This is a genomic window from Citrobacter sp. B72, assembly GCF_016894305.1.
GTDB lineage: Bacteria > Pseudomonadota > Gammaproteobacteria > Enterobacterales > Enterobacteriaceae > Citrobacter > Citrobacter portucalensis.
On the sequence record NZ_CP069801.1, the window covers coordinates 3,271,137 to 3,286,879 of the forward strand.

Here is a 15,743-nt window from a genome sequence, read left to right on the forward strand (position 1 = left end):
CGAATTGCTCCAGCATCAAACAATGCCTGATACGCTTCGCTTATCAGGCCTACAAAACGAATTGCTCCGGCATCAAACAATGCCTGATGCGCTTTGCTTATCAGGCCTACAAAACGATTTGCTCCGGCATCCGGCCTACGAATGCTATCCACCCCGCATCCGACACCGTCTTACGATGCCGCAATAAACAACTCGCGCAACTGATGCAACTGGTCACGGATTGTCGCGGCCTCTTCAAATTCGAGATTCTGCGCGTGTTGCATCATCTGCCCTTCCAGCTCGTGAATCTTCTGCTGCAGCGCTTTTGGCGTCATATCCAGTTCGACAACCTCAGACTTCGCGCCTGCGCGTGACTTCCCTTTGCCTTTCGCTTTGGTCTTCGCAATATTCTGACCCAGCGCCAGAATATCGACCACTTTCTTGTTCAGCCCCTGCGGCGTAATACCGTGTTCTTCGTTATAGAGCTGCTGTTTCTCACGACGACGTTCGGTTTCACCAATCGCTTTAGCCATAGAGGCGGTAATTTTATCACCGTAAAGAATCGCCTTACCGTTGATGTTACGCGCCGCACGACCGATGGTCTGAATAAGTGACCGTTCAGAACGCAGGAATCCTTCTTTGTCTGCGTCCAGAATCGCCACCAGGGAGACCTCAGGCATGTCCAGACCTTCACGTAACAGGTTGATACCCACCAGCACGTCAAACTCGCCCAGACGCAGGTCACGAATGATTTCCATACGTTCCACGGTATCGATGTCAGAGTGCAGATAACGCACCCGTTCGCCGTGTTCTTCTAGGTATTCTGTGAGGTCTTCCGCCATCCGTTTGGTCAGCGTGGTGACCAGCACACGTTCGTTAATCGCCGCACGGGTGCGGATCTCAGATAGCAGATCGTCAACCTGAGTCGCCACCGGGCGCACCTCAATGACCGGATCCAGCAGGCCGGTCGGTCTTACGACCTGATCGACCACATCATCACCGGATTTCTCCAGCTCATAGTTGCCCGGCGTCGCCGAAACATAGATGGTTTGCGGGGCCAGCGCTTCAAACTCTTCAAATTTAAGCGGACGGTTATCCAGCGCCGACGGCAGACGGAATCCGTATTCGACAAGGGTTTCTTTACGCGCCCGGTCACCGCGATACATGCCGCCAATTTGCGGGATAGTCACGTGAGATTCATCCACCACTAGCAGGCCATCGGCAGGCAGGTAATCAAACAGCGTCGGCGGCGGCTCGCCCGGACCACGCCCGGACAGATAGCGGGAATAGTTTTCAATCCCCGAGCAGTAACCCAGCTCGTTCATCATTTCCAGATCGAACTGGGTACGCTGACTTAAGCGCTGTTCTTCCAGCAGTTTGTTATTTGCCAACAGGACTTTTCGCCGCTCTGCCAGCTCAACCTTAATTTCTTCCATCGCCTGAACAATACGTTCGCGCGGCGTCACGTAGTGCGTTTTAGGATAGATGGTAAAGCGCGAAATAGTGGATTCGACCTGTCCGGTAAGTGGGTCAAACAGCGACAAACGTTCGACCTCTTCATCAAACAGTTCCACGCGCAACGCGATGTCGTCAGATTCCGCCGGGAATATGTCGATCACTTCACCGCGCACGCGGAAGGTCCCGCGCTGGAATGCCTGATCGTTGCGAGTATACTGCAGCTCCGCCAGACGACGCAGGATCGCGCGCTGGTCGATAATCATCCCCACCGTCAGGTGCAGCATCATTTTCAGGTACAGATCCGGGTCACCCAGACCATAAATCGCGGAAACCGACGCTACGACGACGACATCCCGTCGCTCAAGCAACGCTTTGGTTGCTGACAGACGCATCTGCTCAATGTGTTCATTAACCGAAGCATCCTTCTCGATGAAGGTGTCAGAACTTGGCACGTAGGCTTCCGGCTGATAATAGTCGTAGTAGGAGACGAAATACTCCACCGCGTTTTCCGGGAAGAACTCTTTCATCTCACCGTACAACTGCGCGGCAAGCGTCTTATTGGGGGCCAGCACCATGGTAGGGCGCTGTAGGTCTGCAATCACGTTCGCGATGGTGAATGTTTTCCCCGACCCCGTCACCCCCAGCAACGTCTGATGCGCCAGACCATCCTCCAGACCTTCTTCCAGGCGACGTATCGCCTCAGGCTGATCGCCAGAGGGTTTAAAAGCGGAATTTAGTTTGAACGGTTTACTCATGAGCAGCTACCTGAAGCAATGGGCGGGCAGGTGTGTAATTTTACTCGCAGCAGTATATTTTGCCAGTAAAATATACTGGATGAAAAAACAGTAACGCGCCAGAATATTTCTGTTACGCCAGCAAAATGGCCGTGACTACAGGCTAAAATTTGTCCGCAGGCAAGATAAAACACCAGCAAAAATGTGTTATCCCCAAACCAATGACTTTTTTAACATTTGTCAAGCTACCCGATGAAAGTTTTGTGGCAACACATGACACTTCTGCGACAGCCATTGCATTTATCTAACACACTGTAATTTAATGATTATTATCTCAAGCCGTCTTTCGCATCAATTTAGTCGCAGGCCGCGTCTTCTCTCGCTTACCTTGTGTTTTCTAACTCTAATACACAAGGTTATCCACAGGAATAGTGGATAACTGCCTCCAGCCCGTACGGACTGTAGCCTGGCAAAAACGTCCTGATGATCTTTTCTGGTGGGATAAAAAAAAATTATCGCTATTTTTTGATATTTATCAGCTAACGAAGCGACCTGGGATAGCCGAGATCTTGCTCGCATTTTCATCATTTTCCTGCCTGCACCATCACAACGCCACCAGGCACTGACAATGTGCACACTGCGGCTCTCATCCACAACAAGCCGGATACCGCAACCCGCTCAATACGCTATTCTGCTGTATTTTCCCCTAATTCCGCTTCTGGCAAGAGATTTGCAGTTTTCTCCCGACCATCAGCCCGCGAGGCGGATATCATCATGAGGGAGAAATCTATGTTGAGTCTTCGTGCAGTGAATCACTATTACGGTAATCAACACTCGCTTTGGGATGTCGATCTCGACCTGTTGCCCGGCAAATGTACCGCCGTGCTGGGTCTTCCAGGGATGGGAAAAACCACGCTGGCCAATTGCATCACAGGCAATTTACCGATTGAGAGCGGAACCATGTTCTGGCATCAGGCTGGCGCACCACCTTGCGATCTGCTTCAGATTCCGGCGGCAAAGCGCATTGCGCTGGGTATTAACTGTGTATCGCAGGAACGGCGAATTTTTTCGCAGCTGACGGTAGAGGAAAATCTGCACATTGCGCGCCAGGCGGTTGAGGAAAGCGAAGCGATGAACAGCAGCGATATTTACCGCCTGTTTCCACAGCTGTTTGTACTGCGTCAGGCCAAAGGGGTGGCATTGTCGGAGGAAAATCAGCACCAGCTTGCACTCGCCAGTGCACTGGTCACTCGCCCGCGCCTGCTGATCCTCGATGAGCCGACGCGAGGAAGTGGCCAGGCGTATATCCACAAACTGGGGAATCTGATTGTGAGGCTAAGCCAGGAGCTTGGCATCGCCATTATGCTCGCGGAGCAGAGCCTGCCGTTCATTCGTCGGGTCGCCGACTGCTATTGCTTGTTACATCGTGGACGCAACGTGGCTCAAGGGCAAATAACACAATTCAGCGACCCGCTAATCAACGACTGGTGGATGCCAGAGACAAAACGCTAAGATCGATATAACGACCAGTCGATGCTCGTTCCGGCTCTTCTGCCAGCCAGGGAATTTCCCCCAGTAGCGGAGCCGCAAGCGCACGCTTTAGCGTCGCCATATATTCAGCATGACGCTTGCCAGGTGGCATCACATCATTGGCAATCCATCCGGCGAGCGTCAGCCCGGCCTGCTGCACCGCCTGGGCGGTCAAAATGGCATGATTGATACAACCGAGCTTAACGCCAACCACCAGAATCACCGGCAGTTGTTCCGCTTTTACCCAGTCAGAAAAACTCAGCGTTGGCGACAGTGGCGTAAACCATCCGCCTGCGCCTTCCACCAATACCCAGTCAGCCTGTTCTTCAAGCAAGCGTAAACCCGCAGACATCACTGAGGCCTGAATGGGGCGCCCTTCGTCAGCACTGATGATATGCGGTGAGGTAGGTTCGGCGAAGGTATACGGATTGATGCCCGCATAATCAACTGCCACAACGCTGTTGCGCTGTAGAGCCAGCGCATCGCTGTTTCGCAGACCTTCAGCCGTCATTTCACTGCCTGACGCCACCGGCTTATAGCCGACCGTTCGCAACCCCAGTTGTCCCGCCGCCTGAAGCAACGCACAGCTGGCGATAGTTTTACCTACTTCGGTGTCCGTCCCGGTGACAAAATATGTGTTAGTCACGTTGAATTACTCCCAAAAAAAGATGATAGGTCAGCGGATATTTACCCTGCTGACAGGGCCAGGCGAGCTGTAACTGGCGCAACTGCGAGCGGGTCAACACACGCTGCTCGCGTCCATCATGCAAATGCGTCGCGCCAATGCCCTTCAGCGAGCGCATGGCGCTCAGCGCATCGTCAAACCACAGCGTGACGGCATGAGACTGGTATTCAACATCCCAGCCGCACAGAGCGTTTTCCAGTTGCTCCACGGGCAAAAAACGGTTGGCATGCTCCCGGTCATCAACTGCTCGCCACGCCTGACGAAGTTCCGGCATCGACCCTTGCGCCAGCGTACTAAACGCCACCGTCCCGCCAGGACGCACCACCCGGTATAGCTCACGTAACGCGCCGCGCAGGTCGTTGCACCACTGCACGGCCAGATTGCTCCAGGCCAGGTCGAAAGTGGCAGCGGCCTGCGGAATGGCTTCGATATCCGCCAGCAGATAGTGATGGGCGACATCTTGACGCTGCGCTTGCGTAAGCATTTGCGCCGACAAATCCAGCGCACATACCTCGCTCCCCTGCTCCCGCCAGTAGCGACTCATACGCCCAGGCCCACAGCCCGCGTCCAAAACCCGTGAGAACGCCCGGCCATCGAGTTGTGCCAGTAACGCATCGGCGCTCTGACGCTGAAGCTCCGCATGTTGCTCATAGTGCATAGCCGCGCGACCAAACGCAGCGGCAATCGCCTGCTTATTGACCTGCGCCATGCAGCACCTCCAGTAAGTTGTCGATATCCTGGACTTCATGCGCCTGGGTCAGCGTAATCCGCAGCCTGGCCGTCCCAACCGGCACCGTCGGTGGACGAATCGCCGTCACCCAGCATCCCTGTTGCCGTAACGTCTGTGCCAGTTGCAAGGCTTTATGATTGTCGCCAACGATCAGCGGTTGAATCGCGCTGTCTGAATGCGCCAGCGTCAAATCCGTAGTATTCACTCCTGCGCGAAAACGCTGGATAAGCATCGCCAGCTTTTCTCTGCGCTCATCGCCTTCGCGGCTGCGGATCACCGCCAGCGCGGCGCGCAAGGCCTGAGCCTGGGCTGGCGGCATGCTGGTGCTGTAGATCAGATGACGGGCAAACTGCAGCAGATAATCGGCCACGCTATCAGAACACAGGATCGCCGCACCGCTGACGCCGAACCCTTTGCCAAACGTCACCACCAACAGCTCAGGTTTCACCTGCTGTCGGGAGCACGAACCACGCCCTTCCTCACCGCTTACGCCAATCCCATGCGCATCATCCACCAGCAGCCACGCGCCCTGCCGTTTCGCCACCGCGTGGATTTCTGCCAGCGGCGCGCTGTCGCCATCCATGCTGAACACGCCTTCGGTGACCACCAACTGCTGCCCCGGACAGGGGGCTGTCAGCAGACGATCCAGATGTTGCGAGTCGTTATGGGTAAAGCGACGTAACACGGCAGGGCTAAGACTGGCAGCCTCCAGCAGCGAGGCATGGCTGAGCCTGTCGGCAACAATCTTGTCATCTTTTCCCATCAGTGCGGCAATGACCGCCTGATTGGCGGCAAAACCAGAGATGAACAACAGCGCCCGGGAATAGCCGAGCCACTGCGCCAGCTCTTCTTCCAGCGCCTGATGAGCAACGGAATAACCGCTGACATGGCCCGAGCCGCCGCTGCCGACGCCAAAACGCTCAGCGCCCTGCTGCCACGCGCAGATAATCTGCGGATGGTGGCTTAAGCCGAGGTAGTCGTTGCTGGAGAAATTCAGATACTGGCGACAGTCGGCCTGCAGCCAGCGACCGGCACCCTGCGTCACCGCATAGCGCTGACGCAACGCATCAGCACTACGACGCGCTGTTAGCGCATCGTCAATTTTTTGCTGCCAGGTCATACGGTTGCCGCGTTGTAGTAATCGTCGGTATCCGGGGTACGTAGCGCCTGCTCCAGACGTTGTTGCTGTTCGTTATCGCCCGCCAGTACCGCCGTTTGCTGCGGGTTAAGACCCAGCTTACGAAATAACAGCAAATCTTTATCTTCGTTCGGGTTCGGAGTGGTCAGCAGTTTGCAGCCGTAGAAAATCGAGTTGGCCCCGGCCATAAAGCACATCGCCTGGGTTTGTTCGTTCATCTGCTCGCGCCCGGCAGAAAGACGCACGTATGAGGTCGGCATCATGATACGCGCCACGGCGATAGTACGAATAAAATCAAAAGCATCTACGTCGTCGTTATCGGCAAGCGGTGTGCCCTTCACTTTCACCAGCATGTTGATCGGCACGCTTTCCGGCGGCGTCGGCAGATTCGCTAATTGCAGCAGCAGACCCGCGCGGTCGGTCACCGTTTCGCCCAGCCCAACAATCCCGCCGGAGCAGACTTTAATGCCCGCCTCGCGCACTTTATCCAGCGTATCCAGGCGCTCCTGGTAAGAGCGGGTGGTGATGATATTGCCGTAAAATTCCGGCGAGGTGTCGAGGTTGTGGTTGTAGTAGTCCAGACCCGCATTGGCCAGGCGCTGGGCCTGCGATTCGTCCAGCGTGCCCAGCGTCATACAGGCTTCCAGCCCCAGTTCTTTCACGCCCTGAACCATTTGTTCCAGGTACGGCATATCGCGCTCATGCGGGTTCTTCCACGCCGCGCCCATGCAAAACCGCGTTGAACCAGCCTGCTTCGCCTTACGTGCCGAGTCCAGTACCTGTTCAACCTCCATCAACCGTTCAGTTTCCAGACCGGTTTTATAGCGGGAGCTTTGCGGGCAGTATTTGCAATCTTCCGGGCAAGCACCGGTCTTAATCGACAGCAGCGTACTAACTTGTACCTGCTGCGGATCGAAATGCTGGCGATGAACCTGCTGCGCTTCAAACAGCAGATCCAACAGCGGTTTTTCAAATAATTCGGTGACTTGCGACATTGTCCAGCGAGAAGAATGAGCCATATTGGTATACGTTTCGTTGTTAGTTTGGTGTAGACTCGTAAACCTAAATCTTTTTAATTTGGTTTACAAGTCGATTATGACAACGGACGATCTTGCGTTTGACCAACGCCATATCTGGCACCCATACACCTCCATGACCTCCCCGTTGCCGGTTTATCCGGTGGCGCGTGCCGAAGGTTGCGAACTGACCTTAGCCAGCGGTGAGAAGCTGATTGACGGCATGTCATCCTGGTGGGCGGCAATCCACGGTTACAATCACCCGCAGCTGAACGCCACGATGAAAACGCAAATTGATGCCATGTCGCATGTGATGTTTGGCGGCATTACCCATGCCCCGGCCATTGCGCTGTGCCGCCAGTTGGTGGCGATGACCCCAGAGGCGCTGGAGTGCGTTTTTCTCGCGGATTCAGGGTCGGTCGCAGTAGAAGTTGCAATGAAAATGGCGCTGCAATACTGGCAGTCTAAAGGCGAATCCCGCCAGCGTTTCCTGACATTTCGTAATGGTTATCATGGTGATACCTTCGGCGCGATGTCGGTCTGCGATCCTGACAACTCAATGCACAGTCTGTGGAAGGGGTACCTGCCGGAGAACCTGTTTGCCCCAGCCCCACAAAGCCGCATGGGCGGCGAGTGGGACGAACTGGATATGGTGCCTTTTGCCCGTCTGATGGCCGCGCATCGCCACGAAATTGCGGCGGTGATCCTAGAGCCAATCGTACAGGGCGCTGGCGGTATGCGCATGTATCATCCCGAATGGTTAAAACGCATCCGTAAGATGTGCGACCGTGAAGGGATCCTGCTGATTGCCGATGAAATCGCTACTGGATTTGGTCGTACAGGCAAGCTGTTTGCCTGCGAGCATGCCGACATCACTCCGGACATTTTATGCCTGGGCAAAGCGTTAACCGGCGGAACGATGACCCTTTCTGCAACCCTCACCACCCGCCAGGTTGCAGAAACCATCAGCAATGGTGAAGCCGGATGCTTCATGCACGGCCCGACCTTTATGGGCAATCCGTTGGCCTGCGCCGTCGCCTCCGCCAGCCTGTCGTTACTCGAAACCGGCGAGTGGCGCGCGCAGGTAGCGGCCATTGAAGCGCAGTTGCGGGCAGAACTCGCCCCGGCGGCGGACTCCAGTTGGGTCGCGGACGTACGCGTGCTCGGCGCCATCGGCGTCATCGAAACCACGCATCCGGTGAATATGGCAGCGTTACAGAAGTTCTTTGTCGAACAGGGCGTGTGGATAAGACCGTTTGGCAAGCTCATCTACCTGATGCCGCCGTACATCATCCAGCCCGATCAGTTGCGTCGCCTGACGCAGGCCGTGAACGAGGCTGTGCGCAATGCAACATTTTTTAGCGATTAATCAGCGGTAAGCTCTACGGTTTCTGGCTACACTTTTTGGCTAACGAGAGGAGTCAGCATGAAACTAATCAGTAACGATCTGCGCGATGGCGATAAGCTTGGGCATCGCCACGTCTTTAACGGCATGGGGTATGACGGTGATAATATTTCCCCCCACCTGGCGTGGGATGACGTACCCGCAGGAACCAAAAGCTTTGTCGTGACCTGCTTTGATCCTGATGCGCCAACCGGCTCCGGCTGGTGGCATTGGGTGGTGGTAAATCTGCCGGCTGATACCCGCGTACTCCCGCAAGGATTCGGCTCCGGGCTGGTTGCACAACCAGATGGGGTGATTCAGACCCGTACAGATTTTGGTAAAGCTGGTTATGGTGGCGCTGCGCCGCCGAAGGGGGAAACCCACCGCTATATCTTTACGGTTCACGCCCTGGATGTGGAGCGTATTGATGTCGATGAAGGTGCCAGCGGCGCGATGGTTGGATTTAACGTCCATTTCCACTCGCTCGCCAGCGCCTCGATTACGGCGATGTTTAGCTAAGCTGTGTTGTGCCGGATGTCGGTTTCGCCTCATCCGGCCTACAAAGCAGACCGTAGGCCTGATAAGACGCGTCAGCGTCGACATCAGGCAATTTTCTACAGAAATTCAGGCAGCAATTGCAGCAGCGTTCCTTGCGCTAACAGCTCGGTCGCGCACTCAATATCCGGGGCAAAAAAGCGATCCTGCGTGTAGTGGGCAACCTGCTCGCGCAGCGCCTGTCGCGCCTGCTCCAGCAACGGACTGGAGGTTAACCCTTCACGCAGGTCAATCCCCTGACACGCCGCCAGCCACTCCACGGCAATCACGCCGCGCGTATTTGCTGCCATCTCCCACAGTCTGCGCCCCGCCGCCGGAGCCATAGAAACATGATCTTCCTGGTTAGCAGATGTCGGCAAGCTGTCCACGCTGTGCGGATGCGCCAGCGCTTTGTTCTCGCTCGCCAGCGCGGCGGCAGTTACCTGAGCAATCATAAAGCCGGAGTTAACCCCGCCATTTTTCACCAGGAACGGCGGCAACTGCGACATATGTTTGTCCATCATCAGCGCAATGCGCCGCTCTGACAACGAGCCGATTTCCGCAATCGCCAGCGCCAGATTATCTGCCGCCATCGCCACCGGTTCAGCATGGAAATTCCCACCGGAGATCACATCGCCCTCTTCGGCAAACACCAGCGGGTTGTCGGAAACCGCGTTGGCTTCAACCAGCAGGACATCCATCACCTGGCGCATTTGTGTCAGACATGCCCCCATCACCTGTGGCTGACAGCGCAGAGAATACGGATCCTGAACTTTTTCACAGTTATGATGCGACTGCGAAAGCGCGCTGGAGTCGGTCAACACATGACGGTACAGCGTTGCGGCATCAATCTGCCCACGCTGCCCTCGCGCGGCATGAATACGGGCGTCAAACGGACGACGGGAGCCCAGCACGGCTTCTGTGGTCAGCGCCCCGCACACCGTCGCAGACGCAAACAGTTCCTGAGCTTCAATTAACCCGCGCAGTGCAAAGGCGGTGGAAGCCTGAGTGCCGTTGAGCAGCGCCAGTCCCTCTTTCGCCTCCAGCGTGATCGGCTCCAGTCCGGCCTTTTTCAGCGCGTCGGTAGCCGGGAGCCATTCCCCCTGCCAGCGCGCTTTACCTTCGCCCAGTAGCGTCAACGACATATGTGCCAGCGGCGCCAGGTCGCCCGATGCGCCCACCGACCCTTTCGCCGGGATCAGTGGATACACCTCGGCATTCACCAGCGCAATCAACGCTTCAATCACGCTCAAACGAATGCCGGAAAACCCACGCGCCAGGCTGTTGATTTTCAGCACCATAATCAGGCGAACCATTGCGTCATCCAGCGCCTCGCCAACGCCTGCCGCATGCGAAAGCACCAGCGAACGCTGTAAATTCTGCAAATCTTCCGTGGCGATACGGGTCTGAGCCAACAGGCCAAAGCCGGTATTAATGCCATATGCCGTACGGCCTTCAGCGACAATATTATTGACGCAGGCGACGCTGGCGTTGATTGCATCAATCGCCCCGGCATCCAGGTTCAGTTTGACCGGCTGCTGCCAGATTTCACGTAGCTGGGTAAAACTCAGTTGGCCCGGCGTGAGTGTCATGGTGTTCATATCAGCGTTTCTCCTGCGTCGCAGCAATCATTGGCAAATTCAGCCCTTCTTCAACGGCGCACTCCACCGCAATGTCATACCCGGCGTCGGCGTGGCGCATCACCCCGGTAGCCGGATCGTTATGTAAGACTCGGGCGATGCGCGCCGCGGCTTCATCGGTGCCATCGCAAACAATCACCATCCCGGCATGCTGAGAGAAGCCCATGCCAACCCCGCCGCCGTGATGCAGCGACACCCAGGTCGCTCCGCTGGCGGTGTTAAGCAGCGCGTTCAGCAGCGGCCAGTCGGATACGGCGTCTGAACCGTCGCGCATAGCTTCTGTTTCGCGGTTTGGGCTGGCAACAGAACCGGAGTCCAGATGGTCACGGCCAATAACAATCGGCGCAGATACTTCACCGCTGCGCACCATCTCATTAAACGCCAGCCCCAGCTTTTGTCGCCACTCCAGGCCGACCCAGCAGATACGCGCTGGTAAGCCCTGGAAGTTGATCCGCTCACGCGCCATATCCAACCAGTGATGAAGGTGCTTATCATCAGCCACGATCTCTTTCACTTTGGCATCTGTCTTATAAATATCCTGCGGATCGCCTGACAGTGCCACCCAACGGAACGGGCCTATACCGCGACAGAACAGGGGGCGAATATAAGCAGGTACGAAGCCGGGGAAATCAAAGGCGTTTTCCACGCCCATCTCTTTGGCCATCTGGCGAATGTTGTTGCCGTAATCAAACGTCGGCACGCCCATTTTGCTAAACGCCAGCATCGCCTCAACGTGCGTTGCCATTGAACGTTTCGCCGCCTGCACCGTGCCCTGCGGATCGGACACCGCTTTTGCCTGATACTCTTCCCAACTCCAGCCGCACGGCAGATAACCATGCAGCGGATCGTGGGCGCTGGTCTGGTCGGTGACCATATCCGGGCGCACACCGCGCTTCACCAGTTCCGGCACAACGTCGGCGGCATTAGCACACAGCGCAATGGAGACGGCTTTACCCTCGCGGGTGTATTTGTCGATACGCGCCAGCGCATCGTCAAGCGATGTCGCCTGCTCGTCGACGTAACGGGTACGCAGACGGAAATCAATTCGGCTTTGCTGGCATTCAATGTTCAGCGAACACGCACCCGCAAGTGTAGCGGCTAGCGGTTGTGCTCCGCCCATGCCGCCCAGCCCGGCGGTCAGCACCCAGCGTCCGCTGAGGTTACCCTGATAATGCTGACGCCCGGCCTCAACGAAGGTTTCATAAGTCCCCTGCACGATGCCCTGGCTGCCGATGTAGATCCAGCTCCCGGCGGTCATCTGGCCGTACATCGCCAGCCCTTTGGCGTCCAGTTCGTTGAAGTGTTCCCAGGTAGCCCAATGTGGCACCAGGTTGGAGTTGGCAATCAGCACGCGCGGTGCGTTGTCGTGAGTTTTGAATACGCCTACCGGTTTACCAGACTGGACCAGCAGAGTTTCATCGGTCTCCAGTTTGGTCAGCGCATTGACGATGGCGTCATAACATTCCCAGTCCCGCGCGGCGCGGCCAATCCCACCGTATACCACCAGCTCATGCGGATTCTCCGCCACATCGGGATCCAGATTATTCATTAACATGCGCAGCGGCGCTTCGGTCAGCCAGCTTTTGGCCGTTAAGGTGGTGCCGCGTGGGGCACGAATATCCTGCTGACGATATTTGCTATGGGACATGACAGAAAACTCCTCGCGAACGTCGGATAGATAAGAAATATATACTTGTCTATACAAGTCATCGCAAGGATGATTTTAACAATTAAGATACATTTTTATTATATTGCGTCAGCAATCACGGTTTTGATATCCCGACATCAGGACATAAACCGTCCTTGCAGGCGATAGCGGGAACCCGGGAACAGCAAGCGGGCATGAGAGACTATGGACGACGCAGACCAGGTCTTACGGCGGATCAGCAGGCAGGGATCGTGTTCTTTGATATTCAGCAGCGCGCACTCTTCAGCGCTGGCACGTACCGCTTCAACAATATGTTCACCTTCCGTCAGCGGGGCGATCAGTGACAGGTATGCGTGCGGCGTGGTCTGACTGTAATCCTGCGCCAGATACTCCGGCACAATTTCGGCATTCACGCAGCGATCTTCAATCTGTACCGGCAGATCGTTCTCGTAGTGCACCATGACAGAGTGAAAAATGGATGTGCCTTCTTTGACGTTTAACACCAAAGCCTGCTGCGCGTTGGCCTGGGTTTTTTCCAGCGTCAGTACTTCGCACCGGTGCTGATGCTGACGGGCGTTGATTTCATCCGCGATGCTGCGGATTTCAAACAGCGCGGACTGGCCTTTTGGCTCGGCGACAAACGTCCCGACGCCCTGCAAACGCACCAGTAAACCTTCATCCGTTAACTCACGTAGCGCCCGGTTGATAGTCATGCGGCTGAAACCATATTGCGCCACCAGCTCTGCCTCAGAAGGAATGCGATCGTGAGGCTGCCAGATACCGCTGGCAATTTTTTCGCTGATCTCCTGTTTGACCTTTTCGTAAAAAGGAGCCGGAGCAGAACGGGATGGGAGCATGCGTGAGCCTTCCTTAAGCTGAAAATGTGAGTGGGTAGAGTTTACAGGCATTACCCAAGCCTGATAAGCGCAACGCCATCAGGTATATCAGTGCCACCAGTGGGCGATTTGCCAGCCTAATCGCGCCGCCACGCGTGCTGCTCTGCCATCATCGTCAAAGCGTGGATTAAATTCAACCATATCCACCGCCAGGAGTTTACCGCTACGACACAGAGGCTCAATCAGTCTCAGCAGCGTCGCCAAGGGTACGCCAAGCGCGGCGGGGGCCGACACGCCGGGCATTTCCCACACCGGCAGCACGTCGAGGTCGATTGTCAGATAGATGACTTCCAGATTGGCAATGAACTGCGCTAACTGCGCCTGCGCCGTATCGCAATGCAGATCCTCCACCACGGTAACACCGAGCCGCTGGGCCTCATCCCAAAGCGCCTGGGTGTTTGCCGCCCGACTGACGCCGATACAGGCATAGTGAAATTCACGCTGCTGTTCATCGCAAAGCTGCGCCAGCTGGAGAAATGGCGTACCGGATGTAGCTTGTTCAGCTTTGCGCAAATCGAGATGCGCATCGAAGTTGACTATCCCCACTTTCGCCTGCGGGAACGCATCCAGTACGCCAGCGCCGTGTGCAAAAGCGGTTTCATGTCCTCCGCCCAAAACAAAGGTACGCATGTTCTCCTGCTGACAGCGCTGTACCGCATTACGTAACGCCTGCTGCGCGCCCTCAAGATCGGGAGCCTGCGCCACAATATTTCCCAGATCCACCAGCCGATTGTGCTCATCGTGGCTGGCTAAATTCGCCAGCGCCTTGCGTAGCACATCGGGTGCTCCGGCGGCGCCCGTGCGCCCCTGATTGCGTTTAACGCCTTCGTCGCAGGCAAACCCGAGCAACGCTATCTGCTCGCGGTACATTTCTGGGCTAAACGTCGGGCTCAGGGTGATAGTCTGAAACAGGCGCAGCGCATTCGGCGATTCGGCGCGGTCATCACGTCCCTGCCACAGCGCAGGTGAGGCTGGTTGCCAGTTGGTCATGCTATTTGTCCTTTGAATACGCGTTGGTAGAGCGGATTGCGCCCGGGTTCATACAGGATCTCGACCGGGAGGGTTGCATCCCACACCACAAAATCGGCCACAAACCCGGCCTTCAATTGACCGTGGGTGGCATGACGCCCAAGCGCCCGAGCCGCATGACGGGTTACACCCGCCCATGCTTCTTCCGGCGTCAGGCCAAACTGGACACAAGCCATATTCATCGCCCAGTGCAGGCTGATAAACGGACTGGTACCGGGGTTAAAATCTGTCGCTACCGCCATCGGTACCTGATATTGACGCAGCAACGCTACCGGTGGGCGCTGCTGCTCTTTGAGGAAATAGAACGCGCCGGGCAGCAGCACGCCGACCGTACCGCTTTGACTCATCGCCGCCACGCCCGCTTCATCGAGGTATTCAATATGATCGGCGGATAGCCCTTGGTAGCGGCTTACCAACTGTGCGCCGCCAAGCAATGACAGTTGTTCGACATGGCCTTTAATCGGGATGCCCAGCGCCTGTGCAGCCTGAAACACCCGCTCACTCTGCGCCAACGAAAAACCAACGCTTTCACAGAACAGATCGACGGTCTCAAACAGCCCTTGTTCCCACAATTGCGGCAAAATGGTCTCACACACCAGCGTAATATAGCCGTCAGGATCATCCCGGTATTCCGCTGGAGTTGCATGCGCGGCCAACAGCGTCGGGCTGATTTCAACGATACTCTCTGCCGCCAGCTCTGCCACCACGCGCAATATTTTCTCTTCTGTCGGCAAATCCAGGCCGTAGCCGGATTTTATTTCCAGCAGCGTAACACCTTCTTTGATCAGCTGTTCCATCCGCTGATGGGCTACGTGAAAGAGTTGTTCATCCGTGGCGCTGCGGGTCGCCGATACGGTGGCATTGATCCCCCCACCCTGAGCGCTTATCTGCTGGTAGGAGACACCATTTAGTCGCTGCTCCCACTCACCTGCGCGGTTTCCGCCAAAGACCAGATGCGTATGGCAATCAATCAGGCCTGGCGTAATCAGCCTGCCCTGCATATCAAAAGTATTGTCATGCGTGAGATATAACGATGACTCCGGGACGATATCGCGAATCTTGCCCTGGCGGACGATCAGCGCGTGACCATCCAACAGCCCATATGGGGTGCCACGTTCAGGGTCCATAGTCGCCAGACGAACATTGCGCCAGATAACATCATCAGGGAAGAATTGCTGCATTCGACTCACCACTTGTCATAGGTTGTATAGACATTTATTTTTGATTATAGGGATGTTGTCAACCTGAAGAACCATAATTGTTATCTATTTGTGATATAAAGACTCTCCGCGCCAGACATTGCTGCGATAAAAAACAACTTTTTACCTTTTCGCCTTCCCGT

General features: G+C 55.9%; 13 protein-coding genes. 3 read left to right on the forward strand and 10 right to left on the reverse strand.

Annotation, left to right across the window (positions count from 1 at the left end; genetic code table 11):
* Nucleotides 1-170: 170 nt before the first annotated feature.
* A complete protein-coding gene (uvrB, locus tag JQN59_RS15650) occupies nt 171-2,192 on the reverse strand; it encodes an excinuclease ABC subunit UvrB (RefSeq protein ID WP_149607119.1) in 2,022 nt (673 codons plus the stop codon).
* Nucleotides 2,193-2,960: 768 nt separating this feature from the next.
* Here uvrB and JQN59_RS15655 point away from each other — a divergent pair.
* Entirely contained in the window at nt 2,961-3,683 is a 723-nt protein-coding gene (locus JQN59_RS15655; RefSeq protein WP_048214632.1) for an ABC transporter ATP-binding protein, read from the forward strand.
* Here JQN59_RS15655 and bioD read toward each other — a convergent pair.
* Genes bioD through bioB form a run of 4 tightly spaced genes read right to left on the reverse strand, consistent with a single transcriptional unit; the run spans nt 3,649 to nt 7,273 of the window.
* The gene (bioD, locus tag JQN59_RS15660; protein WP_149607118.1) at nt 3,649-4,347 is read right to left on the reverse strand and encodes a dethiobiotin synthase; all 699 of its coding nucleotides are present in this window, start codon (nt 4,345-4,347) and stop codon (nt 3,649-3,651) included. The genes JQN59_RS15655 and bioD overlap by 35 nt on opposite strands.
* Nucleotides 4,340-5,095 (reverse strand): malonyl-ACP O-methyltransferase BioC, encoded by a 756-nt coding sequence (gene bioC / locus JQN59_RS15665; RefSeq protein WP_149607117.1) that lies wholly within the window; start codon nt 5,093-5,095, stop codon nt 4,340-4,342. Before bioC ends, bioD begins: the two co-directional genes overlap by 8 nt.
* Entirely contained in the window at nt 5,079-6,236 is a 1,158-nt protein-coding gene (gene bioF / locus JQN59_RS15670) for an 8-amino-7-oxononanoate synthase (RefSeq protein WP_048214635.1), read from the reverse strand. Before bioF ends, bioC begins: the two co-directional genes overlap by 17 nt.
* Complete coding sequence (gene bioB / locus JQN59_RS15675) at nt 6,233-7,273, reverse strand: biotin synthase BioB (RefSeq protein WP_008784180.1); 1,041 nt, start codon at nt 7,271-7,273, stop codon at nt 6,233-6,235. Before bioB ends, bioF begins: the two co-directional genes overlap by 4 nt.
* Nucleotides 7,274-7,349: 76 nt before the next feature.
* On the opposite strand from bioB, the gene bioA reads away from it, so the two are divergent.
* Nucleotides 7,350-8,639 (forward strand): adenosylmethionine--8-amino-7-oxononanoate transaminase, encoded by a 1,290-nt coding sequence (gene bioA, locus JQN59_RS15680; protein ID WP_149607116.1) that lies wholly within the window; start codon nt 7,350-7,352, stop codon nt 8,637-8,639.
* Between the two features lie 57 nt (nt 8,640-8,696).
* Nucleotides 8,697-9,173: a kinase inhibitor gene (locus tag JQN59_RS15685; RefSeq protein WP_048214637.1), complete on the forward strand. Its 477-nt coding sequence runs from the start codon at nt 8,697-8,699 to the stop codon at nt 9,171-9,173.
* Between the two features lie 95 nt (nt 9,174-9,268).
* Here the strand turns inward: JQN59_RS15685 and hutH are convergent, their stop codons facing one another.
* The 5 genes from hutH to hutI form a co-directional block, all read right to left on the reverse strand.
* Nucleotides 9,269-10,789 carry a histidine ammonia-lyase gene (gene hutH, locus JQN59_RS15690; protein ID WP_048226039.1) on the reverse strand — a complete coding sequence of 507 codons (1,521 nt, stop codon included), beginning with the start codon at nt 10,787-10,789 and terminating at the stop codon, nt 9,269-9,271.
* Nucleotide 10,790: 1 nt separating this feature from the next.
* Complete coding sequence (hutU, locus tag JQN59_RS15695) at nt 10,791-12,476, reverse strand: urocanate hydratase (RefSeq protein WP_048214639.1); 1,686 nt, start codon at nt 12,474-12,476, stop codon at nt 10,791-10,793.
* A 137-nt stretch (nt 12,477-12,613) separates the two neighbouring features.
* Complete coding sequence (locus JQN59_RS15700) at nt 12,614-13,333, reverse strand: histidine utilization repressor (RefSeq protein WP_003831502.1); 720 nt, start codon at nt 13,331-13,333, stop codon at nt 12,614-12,616.
* An 87-nt stretch (nt 13,334-13,420) separates the two neighbouring features.
* Nucleotides 13,421-14,362 carry a formimidoylglutamase gene (gene hutG / locus JQN59_RS15705; protein ID WP_204528089.1) on the reverse strand — a complete coding sequence of 314 codons (942 nt, stop codon included), beginning with the start codon at nt 14,360-14,362 and terminating at the stop codon, nt 13,421-13,423.
* Entirely contained in the window at nt 14,359-15,582 is a 1,224-nt protein-coding gene (gene hutI / locus JQN59_RS15710) for an imidazolonepropionase (protein ID WP_125362535.1), read from the reverse strand. The genes hutG and hutI overlap by 4 nt, the downstream gene beginning before the upstream one ends.
* Nucleotides 15,583-15,743: the final 161 nt, after the last annotated feature.

What these genes read in the sequence shown, in the direction of transcription:
- JQN59_RS15700 (WP_003831502.1), bottom strand. Translation starts at nt 13,333, where the DNA reads ATGCTCCCATCCCGTTCTGCTCCGGCTCCTTTTTACGAAAAGGTCAAA.
- hutU (WP_048214639.1), bottom strand. Translation starts at nt 12,476, where the DNA reads ATGTCCCATAGCAAATATCGTCAGCAGGATATTCGTGCCCCACGCGGC.
- JQN59_RS15655 (WP_048214632.1), top strand. Translation starts at nt 2,961, where the DNA reads ATGTTGAGTCTTCGTGCAGTGAATCACTATTACGGTAATCAACACTCG.
- hutI (WP_125362535.1), bottom strand. Translation starts at nt 15,582, where the DNA reads ATGCAGCAATTCTTCCCTGATGATGTTATCTGGCGCAATGTTCGTCTG.
- bioF (WP_048214635.1), bottom strand. Translation starts at nt 6,236, where the DNA reads ATGACCTGGCAGCAAAAAATTGACGATGCGCTAACAGCGCGTCGTAGT.
- bioC (WP_149607117.1), bottom strand. Translation starts at nt 5,095, where the DNA reads ATGGCGCAGGTCAATAAGCAGGCGATTGCCGCTGCGTTTGGTCGCGCG.
- hutH (WP_048226039.1), bottom strand. Translation starts at nt 10,789, where the DNA reads ATGAACACCATGACACTCACGCCGGGCCAACTGAGTTTTACCCAGCTA.
- JQN59_RS15685 (WP_048214637.1), top strand. Translation starts at nt 8,697, where the DNA reads ATGAAACTAATCAGTAACGATCTGCGCGATGGCGATAAGCTTGGGCAT.
- bioA (WP_149607116.1), top strand. Translation starts at nt 7,350, where the DNA reads ATGACAACGGACGATCTTGCGTTTGACCAACGCCATATCTGGCACCCA.
- uvrB (WP_149607119.1), bottom strand. Translation starts at nt 2,192, where the DNA reads ATGAGTAAACCGTTCAAACTAAATTCCGCTTTTAAACCCTCTGGCGAT.
- bioB (WP_008784180.1), bottom strand. Translation starts at nt 7,273, where the DNA reads ATGGCTCATTCTTCTCGCTGGACAATGTCGCAAGTCACCGAATTATTT.
- hutG (WP_204528089.1), bottom strand. Translation starts at nt 14,362, where the DNA reads ATGACCAACTGGCAACCAGCCTCACCTGCGCTGTGGCAGGGACGTGAT.